The organism is Glycomyces buryatensis (assembly GCF_004912275.1).
GTDB lineage: Bacteria > Actinomycetota > Actinomycetes > Mycobacteriales > Micromonosporaceae > Glycomyces > Glycomyces buryatensis.
Genome location: NZ_STGY01000079.1, coordinates 1 through 16,095, shown reverse-complemented (window position 1 = coordinate 16,095; position 16,095 = coordinate 1). Strand labels below are relative to the sequence as shown.

The window sequence follows — 16,095 nt, the reverse complement described above, 5'->3', positions numbered from 1 at the left end:
CGGTGCGGCACCAGGTCAGGAGTGGAACAAAGGTTAAGTCGCGATCGCGGTATAGCGGTTGCCGTTCGCGGTAAGCGTGAGCGGCAGTCCGAAGGCCTTGGACAGGCTTTCGGAGGTCAGGGCCTCTTCGATGGGTCCGGCGGCGACCACGGCGCCGGCGGAGAGGACCAGGGCGTGGGTGAAGCCCGGCGGGATCTCTTCGACGTGGTGGGTGACCAGGACCATCGAGGGGGCGGCGGCGTCGCGGGCGAGCCCGGAGAGGGTGGCGACGAGGGCTTCGCGGGCGCCGAGGTCGAGTCCGGCGGCGGGCTCGTCGAGCAGCAGCAGCTCGGGGTCGGTCATGAGGGCGCGGGCGATGAGGACGCGCTTGCGCTCGCCCTCCGAGAGGGTGCCGTAGGGGCGGTCGGCGAGCTGCGAGACGCCGAGCCAGCGCAGCAGGGAGGCGGCGCGTTCGTCGTCGAGCGGGTCGTATTCCTCGCGCCAGCGGCCCATCATGCCCCAGGCGGCGGTGCGGACGACGTCGAATGCCTTCTCGCCGTTCGGGATCGACTCGGCGACGGCGGTGGTGGACAGGCCGATGAGGGGCCGCAGTTCGAACACGTCGACCGCGCCGAGACGTTCGCCCAGGACCTGCACGGTACCCGAGGTGGGGTGATTGCGGGCCGCGGCTAGGTTGAGCAGCGTCGTCTTGCCGGCTCCGTTGGGGCCGAGGACGACCCAGCGCTGGTCGGATTCGACTTGCCAGTCGATGCCGTCAAGGAGTTGGTTGCCGCCGCGCCTGACGGTGACGCCGGACAGGTCGAGGACGCGTTCTGACTGTGCCACGGGTCAATGAAACCACGGGCGACTCAAAGCGTCACGTCCGCAACCCGCCCGGCTGGTGGCGCGACACTATACTGCGTATTTACTGCAACCTTCCGGCCCGCCGGCGACGTATAACCTGAAATCGCACGAATCCAGAGTTCCCATCACCTCCTAACTGGAATGAGCCAATGCCCCCCGTCATTGAGATCTCGGGGCTGCGCAAGACGTATCGCAAACGTTCGCGCAAGCCCCATCAAGCCCTGGACGGACTCGACCTGGAGGTCGCGGCCGGCCAGGTCCACGGCTTCCTGGGCCCCAACGGTTCCGGCAAGACGACCACGCTCCGGGCGCTGCTCGGCCTCATCAGCGCCGACGGCGGCTCGATGAAGATCTTCGGGGAAGAGGCGCCCGCCCGCCTACCGCACGTCATCTCGCGGGTCGGCGCGGTGGTGGAGTCCCCGCAGTTCTTCAAGCACTTCTCCGGCCGCTTGACGCTGCAACTGCTCGCCGAGAGCGCGGGCCTGGCCAAGACCCGCGCCGACGAGGTACTGGAGCAGGTCGGCCTGCGCGACCAGGCCAATCGCAAGATCAAGGGCTACTCGCTGGGCATGCGCCAGCGCCTGGCCGTGGCTCAGGCCCTGCTCAAGCAGCCCGAACTGCTCATCCTGGACGAGCCGGCCAACGGCCTCGACCCGGCCGGCATCCACCACATGCGGGCGTTGCTCCAGTGGCTCGCCCACGAACAGGGCGTGACCGTCGTGGTTTCGTCCCACCTGCTGTCCGAAGTCCAGCAGCTGTGCGACTCCATGACCATCGTCTCCAATGGACGACGGATCGTGGACGGCGCGGTGGACGACATCATCGCCGGCCACTCCGGCTCGCTGCTGTCGGTCAAGTTCGCCGACCCGGCCCAGCTCACCGAGGCGAAGGACGTCCTGACCAAGGCCGAGGAGCAGGTCTCGGTGACCGCCGAGCCGAACCGCCTGGTCGTCACCGGCGCCCCCGAGGCCGCCTGGATCACCAAGACCCTCGCCGACAGCGGGATCTACCTCTCCGAACTCATCACCGAGACCAAGAACCTCGAATCGGTGTTCCTGGAACTGACCGGCACCGCACCCCAGAACGGCCAGGCCGTCCAGGTCGGACAGCCGATCCAGACCGCGACCGACCCGGACGCCGCCGGGATCCAGATCCCGGTGGCCGCCCCGGTCGGCGCCGACAGCGCCGAAGGCGGACAGCAGTGAACCTCTACCAATCCGAAATCCACCGCACCCGGCGCCGTGTCCTGACCCTGATCTTCGCGATCATGGCCGGGGTCGGCCTCCTGGCCCTGACCGTCATCATGTGGTTCAACTCCAGCACCGGTCCCACCGAGGCGCAGCTGGCCGACGCACAGGAAATCGCCGACGAGATGAACGGCGAGTACGAGGAGTGCGCCTCCGACGAGAACTTCTTCGAGGACAGCCCCGACTGGTCGTGGGCCCTCGAAGACGAGTACTACGAGGACTACTCGCACGAGGAGATGTGCGCTGAGTTCTTCACGACCGGCTCCGAGTGGGTCGCCGAGGACTTCATCTACACGTACACCTTCCACCTCGACCGCGAGGGCGTGTACATCATCATGGGCGCCGTCCTGGTCGTCGGACTGCTCGCCATGCTCCTGTCCGCCTCCGCGATCGGTGCCGAGTGGACCAGCGGCGGCATGGCCAACCTGCTGGTGTGGCACCCGAACCGGCTGCGGGTCTGGGGCGCCAAGCTCGGCGCCGCGCTCACCATCACCGCCGCCAGCCTGGTGGCCACCGCGATCGTGGCGTTCGGGCTCCTGTATCTGACCGCCTCCGTCCGCGGCGAGGTGGGGAACCTCAACGCCGTCTGGTGGGAGGACTCCCTGGAGATCATCTCCCGGACCGTGGCGCTCGGCCTGGGCATGAGCGTGCTCGGGGCGTCCCTGGCGATGCTGGGCCGCCACACCGCGATCGCGGGCGGCATCATCGCCGGCTACCTCATCATCGGCGACCTGCTGGTGCGCTTCGCGAGCATCGCGCTCCGGATCGAGTTCCCCGAGCGGCTGTCGCTCTACACCTGGGTCGAGGCCTGGCTGCTGGGCCGCAAGGAACTCTTCCAATGGACGGCCGCGGGCCGCGAGGAGACGATGGTGATCACCTCGACCGACGCCGGGATCCTGATCGGGCTCGTCATCGCCGGATTCGCGGTGCTGGCCACCTGGGCGTTCGCCAAGCGCGACGTGACGTAGGACAGCAAGTAGTAAGGGCCGGACCGGTATCGGTCCGGCCCTCTTGCTTTCAGCTCAGGCGAAGAGGCCCTCGCGCACCGCGTCGAGGCCGTGCAGGATCGCCCCGCGCATCACCGGCTCCTCGATCACCGTGCCGGGGACGACCGAGGGATTGACGGGCGCGAGCTGCGTCGTGTGGGCCGCGACCCGCCCGGCCAGCACGAGGCCGCCCGCGTACCCGACCGGTCCGCCCAGGACCACCACGGTCGGGTCGAGCAGGACGCACACCGCCACGATGCCCAGGGCCATGGCCTTGCCGATCTCGTCGAGGCAGGCCGCGCCCTCCTCCCCCGCCTCGATGGCGGCGCGGACGACGTCCTCCGGTTCGGCGCCCGGGAAACCGTGCTTCGCACCGATGTCAATGACCGCGTCGCCGCCGATGACGCGCTGGTAGGAGCCCTTCGACAGGCGGGTGACGACCCCGCCGGTCGGCAGCTCGCCGCCGGGCACCGGCAGGAAGCCGATCTCCCCGGCCGCGCCCGTCGCACCCCGGTACAGACGTCCATTGAGCATGACGCCCAGGCCCAGACCGCCGCCGTACCAGGCGTACACGAAGTCCGACGCTCCCCCTGCCCCGCCCGAGCGCTGCTCGGCGATCGTGGCCAGGTTGACGTCGTTCTCGATCGCGACCTCGGCGCCGAACTGCTCGTTCAGGGCCGTGCGCAGACCCCGGTGCCAGGCCGGAAGGTTCCAGGAGAACCCGATATCGCCGCTGCCGGGGTCGATGACGCCGGGTGTGCCCAGCACCACGCGCTCCACTTTCGACATCTCGATGCCGGCGTCAGCGACGGAGTCGGTGACGACCCGCCGCACCACCGACACCGGGTCGGTCGAGCCCTCCACGGGGATCTCGGCGCGGCCGACGATATGGCCGGTGAAATCGGCGCAGGCGCCCTTGGCGCTGGTCAGGCCCACCTCGATGCCTACCACATAGGTGAAGGTCGGGACCGCGGCGTACAGCGACGCGTTGGGCCCGCGACCGCCCGACTTGGAGCCGATGACCTCGACCAGTCCGCGGGTCTGCAGGCGCTCCATCATCTGCGAGGCGGTGACCTTCGACATCGAAGTCCGCTCGGCGAGTTGGGCGCGGGTCTGCGGCCCGTCATCGAGCAGGAGCTTCAGCGCCGCCTGGTCGTTGAGGACGCGCAGCAGTTTCGGGACCCCTGGGGTGTGGCTCTTCGGCATTCGTTTCTCCTCCGAGCACACATTATCCACAGGGCGCCCACTCGACTTCACCCGCTGTAAGGGGGTCCTTCACCACCCCTAACGCTTGCGCGCGCCGCCTCTCAGCGATCCGAGGGCGCTACTCGCCCCCGGCCCCTGTCGGCCGCTTGCGACCACCCGTCTAGTCGACCTCGGTCTCCACCAGCGCCCGGATCTGGCGCAGCGCCACCGACAGCACCGCGAGCTTCTCGTCGGAGTGCTCGGCCTCCTCCAGTGCCTCGTGGATGCGCGCGATCTCGGCCTCGTTCCGCTTGGCCCACAAGTCGACCGCATCGGACGGCTCGGTGTCGGGCAGCGCCTGGAGCACGCTCGTCGTCAGCGCCGCCATCGCCCCGTACAGGTCGTAGCGCAGCGCCGAACGCGCCAGCGTCTGCCAGCGGTTGCGCCGCGGCAGCGCCGAGATCTGGTTCAGCACGTCGTCTAGGTGCACCCGCGCGGCGATCCCGTAGTAGACCTTCGCGGTCGCCTTGAGGTCGGAGCCGAGCAGCCGTGCGCACTCGACCACGTCGACCAGGCCGAATCCGAAGATCGGCGAGGACGCGTCCACCGCCAGCGCGGCCGGCATCCCCTTCTCGGCCAGCTGGGTGCAGAAGGCCTCGAAGCCGACGGCCTCGGAGGCGATCAAGAGCTCGGGCAGCTCTGGCTGGAGCACGGCCAGGCCGGGGCGGAGGCGTCCGATCTCGCCGGCCACGTTGAGCGGTCCACGCCGGTGCTGGACGAGCCAGCGGACGCCGCGGTCGAGCAGTCGCCGGATCACCAGCAGGCCTTCGACCTGGGCGTCCTGCGGGACCTTATTGTCCAGCGCTTCGATGCGGTGCCACAGTTCGCGCAGCCCGAAGGCGTCTCGGATGATGACGTAGGCGCGCACCACGTCGACCACGTCAGCGCCGGTCTCGTCGGCGATGCGGAACAGGAACGTGGTGCCGCAGCGGTTGACGGCCTCGTTGACGACGGCGGTGGTGACGATCTCTCGGCGCAGCGGGTGCTCGGCCATGTGGTCGCCGCAGGTCTGGCGCAGCGCCGCGGGGAAATAGCTGTGGAGGACGGGCATGGTCCAGTCCTCGTCGGGCAGCTTCGAGTCGAGAACGGCGCGCGAGGCCCAGATCTTGACGTAGGAGAGCAGGACGGACAGCTCGGGCTCGGTGAGTCCCTGGCCGGCGGCGGTGCGCTCCTTGAGCTGCTTGTCGCTGGGAAGCCCCTCGATCTCGCGGTCGAGCCCGACGGTCTTCTCCAGCGACTTCATCAGTCTGATATGGACGGGGAAGAGGCGTTTGGCGAGCTTCCTGGCGTTGGCCAGGGCCAGGTTCTGGCCGTAGTTGTCGGCCAGGACCATGTCGGCGACCGTGTCCGCCATGCCCATGAACAGCCGGTCGCGGCTCTCGGGGTTGATCTGGCCGTTCAGCGTGGCCGAGCGCAGCAGGATCTTGATGTTCACCTCGTGGTCGGAGGTGTCGACGCCGGCCGAGTTGTCGATGAAGTCGGTATTGCAGCGACCGCCGACGGAGCCGGGGCCGCCGCGCTGGGCGAACTCGATACGGGCCAGCTGGGTCAGCCCGAGGTTGCCGCCCTCGCCGACGACCCGGCAGCGCAGGCTCTCGCCGTTGACGCGGACGGAGTCGTTGGCCTTGTCCCCCGCGTCGGCGTCGGTCTCGGTCGAGGCCTTGACGTAGGTGCCGATGCCGCCGTTCCACAGCAGGTCGACCGGCGAGGTGAGAATCGCGCGTATGAGCTCGGGCGGGGTGAGGTCCTTGATGTCCGGGTCGATGCCGAGCGCGGCCCTGACCTCGGCGCTGATCGGAATGGACTTCGACGCCCGGTCCCACACGCCGCCGCCGGCGGAGATGAGCGCCGGGTCGTAGTCGGCCCACGACGACCGCGGCATCTCGAACAGGCGCTGCCGTTCGGCGAACGAGCTGGCCGCGTCCGGGTTGGGATCGATGAAGATGTGCATGTGGTTGAACGCCGCGACCAGGCGGATGTGCTCCGCCAGGAGCATCCCGTTGCCGAAGACGTCGCCGGACATGTCGCCGATGCCGACGACGGTGAAGTCGGTCGACTGCGTGTCGACGTTCTCCGCTCTGAAGTGCCGCTTGACGGACTCCCAGGCGCCGCGCGCGGTGATGCCCATCTTCTTGTGGTCGTAGCCGACCGAGCCGCCGGAGGCGAAGGCGTCGCCGAGCCAGAAGCCGTAGGACGCGGCCACCGCGTTGGCGATGTCGGAGAACGTGGCAGTGCCCTTGTCGGCGGCGACGACCAGGTACGGATCGTCGCCGTCGTGGCGGACCACGTTCGGCGGCGGCACGACATTGTTGTCGGCGTCGCGGTTGTCGGTGATGTCCAGCAGCGAGGAGATGAACTCGCGGTAGCGCTTGACACCCTCGGCCTGGAAATCGGCGCGGTCGGCGAAGCCGACGCGCTTGAGGACGAAGCCGCCCTTCGCCCCCGAGGGGGTGATGACGGTGTTCTTGACCTCCTGGGCCTTGACCAGGCCGAGGATCTCGGTGCGGAAGTCCTCGCGGCGGTCGGACCAGCGCAGCCCGCCGCGCGCGACCTGCCCGTATCGCATGTGGACGCCCTCGAAGTTCGGGGAGTACACGAACACCTCGAACATGGGGCGGGGCCTGGGCAGGAAGCCGATGTCGCGGGCGTTGAACTTGAACGACACGTACTCCTTGGGCCTGCCGCCGGCGGCCTTCTGGAAGTAGGACGTGCGAAGCGTCGCGCGGATGAGCGTCAGGAAGGCGCGCAGGATCCGGTCGGCGTCGAGGTTCGGGACCTTGGCGAGCTCGTCGGCCAGGGACTCGTCGATGCGCTCCACCGCGGTGTCGCGGTCGTCGCCGACGCGCGGATCGAAGCGGGCCTCGAACAGCGCGACCAGGCCGGCGCTGATGGCCGGGTTGGCGCACAGGGTCGAGGCGATGAAGTCCTGCGAGAACACGAACCCGCACTGGCGCATGTACTTCGCCAGCGCGCGCAGGATGACGACCTGCCGCCAGGTGAGCCCGGCGGCGACGATGAGCTCGTTGAACCGGTCGGACTCGGCCTCGCCGGCCCAGACGGCGCGGAAGGCGTTCTCGAATCGGATGCGCATCTGCGGCACCGGCTCGGCGGCCTTGCCGCGCATCGTGAGCCCGAAGTCGTGGAGGTAGATCTTCCCGTCGGAGCGGGCGATGTGGTACGGCCGCTCCTCGGAGACGCCGACGCCCAGGTGGCTCAGCACCGGCAGGGCCTCGGAGAGACCGACGGGGCTCTCGAAGGAGTAGATCTTGAAGTGGATGTTGGCGTCGTCGCCGCCGAGGCGGAACAGCTGCAGTTCCATATCGCCGGGCTCGCGCAGCATCTCCAGCTTCGCGATGTCCTTGGCGGCGTCGATGGGCGTGTGCTCGGCCTTGTAGGCGGCCGGGTAGGCCTCGGCGTAGGCGCGGAACAGGGTCCTCGCCTGGCCCTCACCGACGTGGTGGTCGAGCTGGAGGGCGAGGTCGGCGTCCCAGGAGCGGGTCGCGTCGGCCAGTTCGGACTGGATCGAGTCGAAGTCGATCGGGCCGACCTCGGCGTAGGGGTCGATGCGGACCACGAAGTGGAGGCGGGCCAGGACCGACTCGGTGACGCGCGCGTCGTAGTCGACGGCGGCGCCGTTGAGGCGGCGGCGCAGGATCTGCTGGATCTTCAGCCGGTTCTCGGTGTTGTACCGGTCTCGCGGCAGGTAGACCAGGCAGGAGTAGAAGCGGCCGTAGACGTCCCGGCGCGCGAACAGGCGCAGCCGGCGCCGCCCGGCCAGGCGCAGCACGCCCATCGCGGTCGTGTACAGGTCCTCAGTGCGGGCCTGGAACAGCTCGTCCCGCGGGTAGGTCTCCAGGGCGTTGACGAAGTCCTTGCCGGAGTGGGAGGACAGGGTCACGTTGGAGCGGGCCAGGACCTCCTCGACCTTGCGGCGCACCACCGGCAGCTCGGTGACCGAGGACAGGTAGGCGGCCGAGGTGAACAGGCCGAGGAAGCGCAGCTCCCCGTCCGGTTCGCCGCTGGCGTCGAAGGTCTTGACGCCGATGTAGTCCATGAAGGACGTGCGGTGGACCGTGGAGCGGGCATTTGACTTGGTGATGACCAGCAGGCGTTTGGCGCTGATCTGATTGAGCGCGTCGGCGTTGAAAGACGACAGCGGCCGCGGCGCGACGGGGGCGCGCGACAGCAGGCCCAGGCCGGTCTCGGCGAGCGGGGTCAGGGCGCGCTCGTCGCCTTCGCCGGTGAGCTTGTACTGCCGGAAGCCCAGGAACGTGAACTTGTCGTCGGCCAGCCACTGCAGCAGCTCGATGGTGTCGTCGATGTCCTTGTCGGGCACCGGGAGCGGGGTGCTGGACAGTTCGGCGGCGATGGAGATGGCCTTGGCGCGCATGGCCTGCCAGTCGCCGACGCAGGCGGCCACGTCGGACAGGACCGAGCGGATCTCGACCTCCAGACCGGAGAGGAAGTCGGGGTCGGCCACGCGCTGGAGCTCGATATGCATCCAGGACTCGCTGCTGACCGAGTCCGGCTTTGCGTTCGAGGCGGCCGGTTCGACAGCGCTCCGCTCGACGGCGGCCTCGACGAGCTCCCCGCTCTCGTCGCGCACGACCGGGACGATGGGGTGGACGAACACGGTGATGTCGATGCCGTGCTTGTTGAACAGGCCGGTCAGCGAGTCCACGAGGAACGGCATGTCGTCGCAGACGATGTCCACGCGCGTCGAGGCGGCCGCGTCGGGCCCGTCCGAATCCTCGGGGCAGTCCAGCTCCATGCACACCTCGCCGGGGACCCGCCGAGTGGCGAGGCGGCGGTGATGCGCGGTGGTCTCGAACAACTGCTGGGCACTGCGGCCGACGATGTCATCGTCGGCGACCAGGCTCCAATACAGATTGACCAGGCGGGCAAGCGATCCGTCCGAACCGGCGAGGCTCGCGGCCTCGGTCAACAGCTGTTCCCGGTCTGGGAGGGTCTCGCGGAACTCTTCGTCTCCGATGAACGCCAGCACGTCGTCAGTCTCCAGGTCGAATCGACTCAGCCCACTTCATTGTGAACCGCCTACAGGCTAAGATCCTAGGCGCCTTCGGCCCGTCTGGGGTTACACAAGGTGTCCGCAACGACTGTAGAGTGATCAACGAGTCAGTCCCCCAAACCCAGAGGCAGATCGATGGAAATCGCCGTCATTCTCGTGCTCGCCGCGCTTGCCGTCCTCATCTGGTGGCTGTGGCGGCGGAACACCCGCCGGCGTGAGGCCGAGGCCGAAGTGCCCGGGCCGTTCGACCCGTTCGCCGACACCGACTCCGATGTCCTGCGCGGGGACCCCAAGCGCGTCAAGGCCGGGGACCTCGTCGAGGCCTACGGCAAGACCCTCGCCGTGCGCGGAACACTGCGCCTGACCGAGGGCGACTACGCCTGGGCCGAGCACTTCCTGGACACCGGCACCGGCGTCAAGCGGTGGCTGTCGGTCGAGGCCGATCCCGACCTGGAGCTGGTGCTGTGGGAGGAGATCACCGACTCCGACCTCAAGCCGGGCCCGCGGGAGCTGAGCCACGAGGGCGTCTCGTACCGCTCCGACGAGCAGGGTACCGCCCGCTACAACAGCGAGGCCACCACCGGGCTGGCCCCGACCGGGTCGCTGCGCTACCACGACTACGCCGGGCCGGGCGGGCAGAAGCTGTCGTTCGAGGCCTACGGCGACGGCGCCAAGTGGGAGGTCGCCAAGGGACTCACCTTGGACCGCAACCAGATCACGATCTACCACCAGAACGAATCGTGATTGCCCGCCCGTCGCCCACCACCACCCGAACCGGAGTAAACGCTGATTACGTCTCTCGAGATCCCGTACATCGACGTCTCGGCAGGGTCCTTGACCTTCCGCCCCGACGCCCCCTCGATGCCGGTGCTCGATCGGATGGAGCGCGACGCCGGGCCGCTGCGGCTGTCGCTGCGACTCCTCGGCGCCAGCCACCAGGCCGTCGTCGCCACGCCCGGCGGCCTCATCGCCGAAACCCTCGCCTACCGCTCCGGGCTCCAGCCCGATCTGCCCGACCAGTTCAGTCAGCGGGTCGGCGCCTGGCAGCACCGCTACGAATGCGAAGTCAAGTCGGTGACGGTTCAAGTGCTGCGCAGCCGGGTCCGGGAACTGAGGGAGCGGGCCGAGGAGCCGGACTTCCTGCTCGGCGTCTTCGGCGACGAGCCCGACGCGGTGACGGCCCTCGAGGTCACGGGCACCGCGCCGCTGGCCTGGCGCACCGTCCACACCTACCCGCAGTACGGCCAGATCGTGACCACTTCCAGCACGGTCACCGCAGTAGGCTGAACCGATCCCCCATCCTGAGAAGGACGAGCCCGCATGTACGACGACGATCGGCCCCGACGCTACGACTCCGGTGACGAGCCGGCTCCCTCCCCGCTGAGCGGCCTGAACTGGAAGCACTGGACCGCGATCGTGGTCGTCATCGCGCTGTGCTGCGGCGGCGTGATCCTGGCGAACACCGACTTCAACGACCCCACCGACACCATCAAGTCGCACTACACCCGCGAGGCGACCCTGGACGAGGGCGGCGGCACCGCCTACACGTCCGCGTCGAGCCCGGCCACCGTCGCCTCGGAGATCGCCGACGACGCGGACCCGCGGGAAGAGCGCAGCGACAACGGCACGTACTACCTCCAGTACTCCAAGCACATCGTGGCGGTCTCGCCGAACGGCACGTCCGGCGGCTCGAAGATCCTCCTGCACGACTACAAGAGCGGGTACAACCACTACTCGGGCGTGTTCCTGCTGTGGGGATGGCCGTCCTCGCCGCCCGGGCCGTTCCGGGGCGGCGGCCCCGGCTCCGGCAAGTAGCCGCCAGGCAGCGCACCCGGTCCCACCAGCCCAACCGAAAGGCAATTTTCATGATGGTCGAAGACCTCGTCACCGGCGCGGTCGGCGCCTTCGCCTACAGCGCCATCGGCATCGCGCTCATGGTGTTCGGATACTTCATCGTCGACTGGCTCACGCCCGGCAAGCTCGGGAAGCAGATCTGGTCCGATCGCAATACCAACGCGGCGATCCTGCTGGCCTCCAACACCATCGGAGTCGGCCTCATCGTCGTCGGCGCCATCTGGGCCTCCGAGGGCGACCTGCTCGAGGGCGTGGTCTCCACCGCGATCTACGGGCTCATCGGCCTGGCCGCAATGACCGTCGCCTTCCTCGTCATGGACTGGCTGACCCCGGGCAAGCTCGGCGAGATCGTCGTCTCCGAGGAGATCCAGCCCGCCGTCTGGGTCAACGCGGCGATGCACCTCGCCCTGGGCGGGGTCATCGCGATGGCCCTGTCTTGACGGCGACGGACACCCGCGGGGCCTCTCGGGAGGCCCCGGCCGCCCCTTCCCGCCGCGTCCGGCTGGCCCGCTTCGGGCTGCTGGCCGCGGCGTTCACCGTCTCCGCCTGCGGGCTCGTCTACGAGCTCGCGCTCATCACGCTCGGCTCCTACCTGGTCGGCAATACCGCGACGCAGGCGGCGATCGTCCTGTCCGTCATGGTGTTCGCGATGGGCCTCGGCGCCCTGGCCGCCAAGCCCTTCCAGAAGCGCCCGGCCCTGACCTTCGCGGTCATCGAGCTGGCTCTGGCCGTCCTCGGGGGCTTCAGCGTCCTGCTGCTGTACGCGGCCTTCGCGTGGACGACGATGTACTCCATACCGCTGGTGATCGTCGCGTTCGCCATCGGACTGCTCGTCGGCGCCGAGATCCCGCTGCTCATGGAGCTGTTGCAGCGCATCCGCAGGCAGGCGGCCGGAGCGGCCGTGGCCGACCTCAACGCCGCCGACTACCTCGGCGGCCTCCTCGGCGGCCTGGCCTTCCCGTTCCTGCTGCTCCCGCTCTTCGGGCAGATCCGCGGCGCCCTCCTGGTCGGCGCGGTCAACGCCATCGCCGGCGTGGTCCTGATCCTGATCCTGTTCCGCGCCGACCTGACGAAGATCCAGAAGCAGCTCTTGACGGTCGGCGCCGCCGGGACCGCGCTCCTCCTGGCGGCCGCGTTCGCCTACACCGACCGGTTCGAGACCTCGGCGCGGCAGGCCCTGTACGCCGCCCCCATCGTCTACAGCGAGGACAGCCAGTACCAGCAGGTCGTGCTCACCGAGTCGGTCGCACTGAGCGGCGAACCGGACCTGCGCATGTACCTCAATGGCGACCTTCAATTCTCCTCAGTGGACGAATATCGGTACCACGAGGCGCTGGTGCACCCGGCCATGGACGGCCCCAGGCGGAACGTGCTGGTCCTCGGCGGCGGCGACGGGCTCGCCGCGCGCGAGATCCTGCGCTACCCCGACGTCGAGTCGGTGACCCTGGTCGACCTCGACTCCGCCGTCACCGATCTGGCGAAGGACTTCCCAGACCTAGTCGACCTCAATGGCGACGCGTTCCGCGACCCGCGCATGAACGTGATCAATGACGACGCCTTCAACTGGATGCGCGAGCATCAGGAGTCCTACGACGTGATCGTGGTCGACATGCCCGACCCGGACGCGACCGAGACGGCCAAGTTGTACTCGCTGGAGTTCTACGAGATCGTCACGTCCCACCTGAACGAGTCGGGCCGGATGGCCGTGCAGGGCGGCTCGCCGTACTTCGCCCCGAAGACGTACTGGACCATCGCCTCGACGCTGCGCGCGGCCGGTTACGAGCCGGCCCCGTACCAGGTCTCGGTCCCCTCCTTCGGCGACTGGGGCTTCCACCTCGTCCAGGCCTCCGGCACCGAACCCGAACTGTCCCTTGACGAGTCGGTGGGACCATTCAAATCATTGACTCCCGAGCTACTCGAGGCGGCGCAGGTCTTCGCCCCCGATCGGGCCGAGATGGACATGCCGCCGTCGACACTGATGGAACCGATCATTCTCGACCAGGTCCAATCGGAATGGCGAAACTACTGACTTGCCCCAGGTCGTCCGGGTTATACACTCTCGCAAGTGGTCGTGAGGCACGCTAATATCTCTGCATTGCCCCGCTTGCCCACGCACCACAGGAGAATAGTGTGACCCCACAAGACCACCCTCAGATCATCCGTGTCCGATACGCCACCGGCTACTCCATCACCATGACCGTGGTCAGCAGCGTGCTCCTCATCGTCGGCGTGGTGGCGCTCCTCGGAGGCGTGCTCTCGTTCTACCTCCTCACGGGGACGCTGCTCCTGATCTTCGGCATCCTCTCCTTTAGCAGGCCGTACTACTCCTACGATCCCGCCACCGGGACCCTGGTCATGTACGCGCTGATCGGGAAGTTCAATAAGACGTACGGCTCACCGAAGGGCGAGCAGGTCTACTTCAACGGCGTCCAGGTGATGCGTTCACTGCCGAACGGCAAGCAGCGCAAGCTCCCCGGCTTCGGCGTCAACAAGGAGGACGTCGGCCGGCTGGCCCAGGTGCTCGTGGCGGTCCAACAGCAACAGCAGGCACAGGCCACCCAGCCGCAGGTCACCGAACCGCCGGCCGCACAGCCACCGGTCGCCCAGCCGCCGGTCGCGTAGTCCGCGTCAATGTCGAACGGGCCCAAGCGCATCAGCGCTCGGGCCCGGTTTCGTTCAGCGGATCGAGGCGGCCGCCGCGCGCAGGGCGGCGATCTCCTCCGGTGTGGACTCGCGGGCGATCACCGCGATCTCATCGATGAACGCGCGCCGCTCGGCGGGGAACGCCGAAGAGATCTTCGCGGGGTCCTCGAGCAGCACCCGGTAGATCTCCGGGCCGTCCGCGTAGAACAGGTCGACGAGCACCGGGTCCCCTGTCGGGCGCCTCATGACATTGCTCGGATTGCGGTCCAGCGCGCCCCAGAACGGGATCGTCGCCGCCGCCTCCGCGTTCAACCGCTCCGCCTCGCGCCGCAAGGCGGAGACGGGATCATCAGTGGCCGCCTCGTCCCACCGCGCCAGGACCGCCGACCGCTCCGCAGCCGACGCGGGCCGCAAGAACTCCATCACCGTGATCCGCCCGCCGCCGAACAGCTCGGCGTCGAAGTCGATCCGGGGCAGCATGGGATGCCGGTCCAGGTTGCGGCACAAGCGAACGAACACGCCGTATGCGGGCTCGAACGCACTTACTCGGGCCACTCGGGTCCCATCGGGCGAGCGCCAGACGGTCGCCCAGTCCCCCATCCCGCAGACGTTCCATCCGTCGGCCAGCAGCCGGACGGCGGTATCGCGGTGATTCAGGCCGCGCAGTTCCTCGAACTCAATCACGCCAGCAGCCTAAGCGCAGAACCAGGCCCGACGACACCGACTCTTCGCCCGCGATCATGGAATGCCGCGGTTGCCCGCACCGTTGCACCGAAAGGACGCTTCACAACGCTCAGGAGGCAATGCAATGTCCATTCTGGTCACAGGCGCGACCGGGAACGTCGGCCGCCACCTGGTCCGGCAACTCACCGAGGCCGGCCACTCCGTTCGGGCGCTCACCCGCGACCCGAACGCCGCCGAGTTCCCCGACGGCGTCGAAGCCGTGAAGGGCGACCTCAGCGACCACGCGAGTCTGCGAACCGCGTTCGACGGCGTCACCGCACTTCATCTCCTTGCCTCCCAAGGCGCTTCCTTCGATGCCCTGGAGCGGCCCGAGGAGCTGCTGGCAATGGCGGCGAAGGCCGGAGTCGAGCGGGTGACGGTGCTGTAGAACGGCTTCAATGGCCCGGTCGAGGACGCCGCGAGGCAGAGCGGCCTGGACTGGACGATCGTCCAGCCGGGCAACTTCATGTCGAACACCATGTTCTGGGCCGAGGAGATCCGCAGCGAAGGCGTAGTGCGCGAACCGTTCGCGAACGTCGCTCACTACGTCATTCACGAGGCCGACATCGCCGCGGTCGCGGCCGCCGCCCTCACCGGACAGGGCCACGCCGGGAAGGATTACCTGCTGGTCGGCCCGGAGGGTCTGACCGTTCCGCAGCAGGTGGAGATCCTGTCGCGGGAACTGGACCGCGCGATCCGCTACGAGGAGCTGACCGAGGCCCAGGCCAAGGACCGCATGCGCGGCATGGGAATGAGCGAGGAGACGATCGACTTCATCGTCGGGTGGAACTCCGACCAGGACAACGAGGAGCGCCTGGCCGCCGAGGCCGCCGACATCGAGGCGATCACCGGCCGTCCGCCCCGCACGTTCGCCGATTGGGCCGCCGACCGCGCCGCTGACTTCCGCTGACGCAGGGCGCAATTTCCGGCCGTCTGCAACGACCGGTTTCAGGGCGGTGGTGGGGTGCGGCTATCCGGCGGCGTGGAGGAGGGCCTGGAAGTCGGTGGTGGAGAGGTTGAACTCCGGGGACCCGTCGTCGAGTTACCCAGAATCCCATAGTCACCGGACATCTCCATAGTGCAACGGCGGACAAGTTTATGTCCCAAGAATCTTGCCGCGAAAAACTTTGGCCCCAATGTATTCGGCGCGACTTCGGACACGGTGGATGAAGGCGCGTCACCGCGCGATCCCAGGCGATTCCGTTTGGCGCCACTGCTTCTTGGAAGCTGTCCGTTGTTCGCTTATGGATAGTCGGCGGGTCATGGTGACGATGCGGAGCGAGCGTGTGAATGACTCCGAGCGAGTGCTGAGGCGTTCGTCGTCGCGGACGTGACGGAATTGGCCTGCTCGACTTGGCCTAGACTTCCCGGCCGTCGAGGTGCGTGGGAGTCGGTCTTCAGACGGATCAGCGACAGCGGAGGTCTGCCTGGTGCGGTGGCGGTCTACTGGCTGTCGGGGTGCGCATCATTTGGGGTTCAGGCGATCAGCGATGGAGTGGTGGGTTTCCGCTTCGGGTCGGCCGCT

Annotated in this window: 12 protein-coding genes and 1 pseudogene; 9 read left to right on the top strand and 4 right to left on the bottom strand. The window is 68.3% G+C overall.

Features of this window, described 5'->3' with window-relative positions; translation table 11 throughout:
* Positions 1-33: 33 nt before the first annotated feature.
* Positions 34-825: an ABC transporter ATP-binding protein gene (locus FAB82_RS24030; protein ID WP_136537103.1), complete on the bottom strand. Its 792-nt coding sequence runs from the start codon at positions 823-825 to the stop codon at positions 34-36.
* A 167-nt stretch (positions 826-992) separates the two neighbouring features.
* On the opposite strand from FAB82_RS24030, the gene FAB82_RS24025 reads away from it, so the two are divergent.
* Positions 993-2,048, top strand: coding sequence for an ABC transporter ATP-binding protein (locus tag FAB82_RS24025; RefSeq protein WP_136537102.1), 1,056 nt, complete (start codon positions 993-995; stop codon positions 2,046-2,048).
* Positions 2,045-3,058, top strand: coding sequence for an ABC transporter permease subunit (locus FAB82_RS24020; RefSeq protein WP_136537101.1), 1,014 nt, complete (start codon positions 2,045-2,047; stop codon positions 3,056-3,058). The genes FAB82_RS24025 and FAB82_RS24020 overlap by 4 nt, the downstream gene beginning before the upstream one ends.
* A 54-nt stretch (positions 3,059-3,112) precedes the next feature.
* Here the strand turns inward: FAB82_RS24020 and FAB82_RS24015 are convergent, their stop codons facing one another.
* Entirely contained in the window at positions 3,113-4,282 is a 1,170-nt protein-coding gene (locus FAB82_RS24015) for an ROK family transcriptional regulator (RefSeq protein ID WP_136537100.1), read from the bottom strand.
* 160 nt (positions 4,283-4,442) lie between these two features.
* Complete coding sequence (locus tag FAB82_RS24010; protein WP_136537099.1) at positions 4,443-9,326, bottom strand: NAD-glutamate dehydrogenase; 4,884 nt, start codon at positions 9,324-9,326, stop codon at positions 4,443-4,445.
* Between the two features lie 159 nt (positions 9,327-9,485).
* Here FAB82_RS24010 and FAB82_RS24005 point away from each other — a divergent pair, with 159 nt between their 5' ends.
* From FAB82_RS24005 to FAB82_RS23980, 6 genes are all read left to right on the top strand, one after another.
* Complete coding sequence (locus tag FAB82_RS24005) at positions 9,486-10,094, top strand: DUF4178 domain-containing protein (RefSeq protein ID WP_136537098.1); 609 nt, start codon at positions 9,486-9,488, stop codon at positions 10,092-10,094.
* Between the two features lie 42 nt (positions 10,095-10,136).
* Positions 10,137-10,637, top strand: coding sequence for a DUF2617 family protein (locus FAB82_RS24000; RefSeq protein WP_136537097.1), 501 nt, complete (start codon positions 10,137-10,139; stop codon positions 10,635-10,637).
* Between the two features lie 33 nt (positions 10,638-10,670).
* Positions 10,671-11,165: a DUF4247 domain-containing protein gene (locus FAB82_RS23995; protein WP_136537096.1), complete on the top strand. Its 495-nt coding sequence runs from the start codon at positions 10,671-10,673 to the stop codon at positions 11,163-11,165.
* A gap of 50 nt (positions 11,166-11,215) precedes the next feature.
* Entirely contained in the window at positions 11,216-11,644 is a 429-nt protein-coding gene (locus FAB82_RS23990; protein WP_246039801.1) for a DUF350 domain-containing protein, read from the top strand.
* Positions 11,641-13,233: a polyamine aminopropyltransferase gene (locus tag FAB82_RS23985; protein WP_136537095.1), complete on the top strand. Its 1,593-nt coding sequence runs from the start codon at positions 11,641-11,643 to the stop codon at positions 13,231-13,233. Before FAB82_RS23990 ends, FAB82_RS23985 begins: the two co-directional genes overlap by 4 nt.
* Before the next feature lie 101 nt (positions 13,234-13,334).
* Entirely contained in the window at positions 13,335-13,826 is a 492-nt protein-coding gene (locus tag FAB82_RS23980) for a hypothetical protein (RefSeq protein ID WP_136537094.1), read from the top strand.
* A gap of 54 nt (positions 13,827-13,880) precedes the next feature.
* Here FAB82_RS23980 and FAB82_RS23975 read toward each other — a convergent pair whose 3' ends face one another.
* Positions 13,881-14,531 carry a hypothetical protein gene (locus FAB82_RS23975; protein ID WP_136537093.1) on the bottom strand — a complete coding sequence of 217 codons (651 nt, stop codon included), beginning with the start codon at positions 14,529-14,531 and terminating at the stop codon, positions 13,881-13,883.
* Positions 14,532-14,592: 61 nt separating this feature from the next.
* Here FAB82_RS23975 and FAB82_RS28200 point away from each other — a divergent pair.
* Positions 14,593-15,480 (top strand): annotated as a pseudogene (locus tag FAB82_RS28200) (SDR family oxidoreductase).
* The last annotated feature ends 615 nt before the right edge of the window (positions 15,481-16,095 follow it).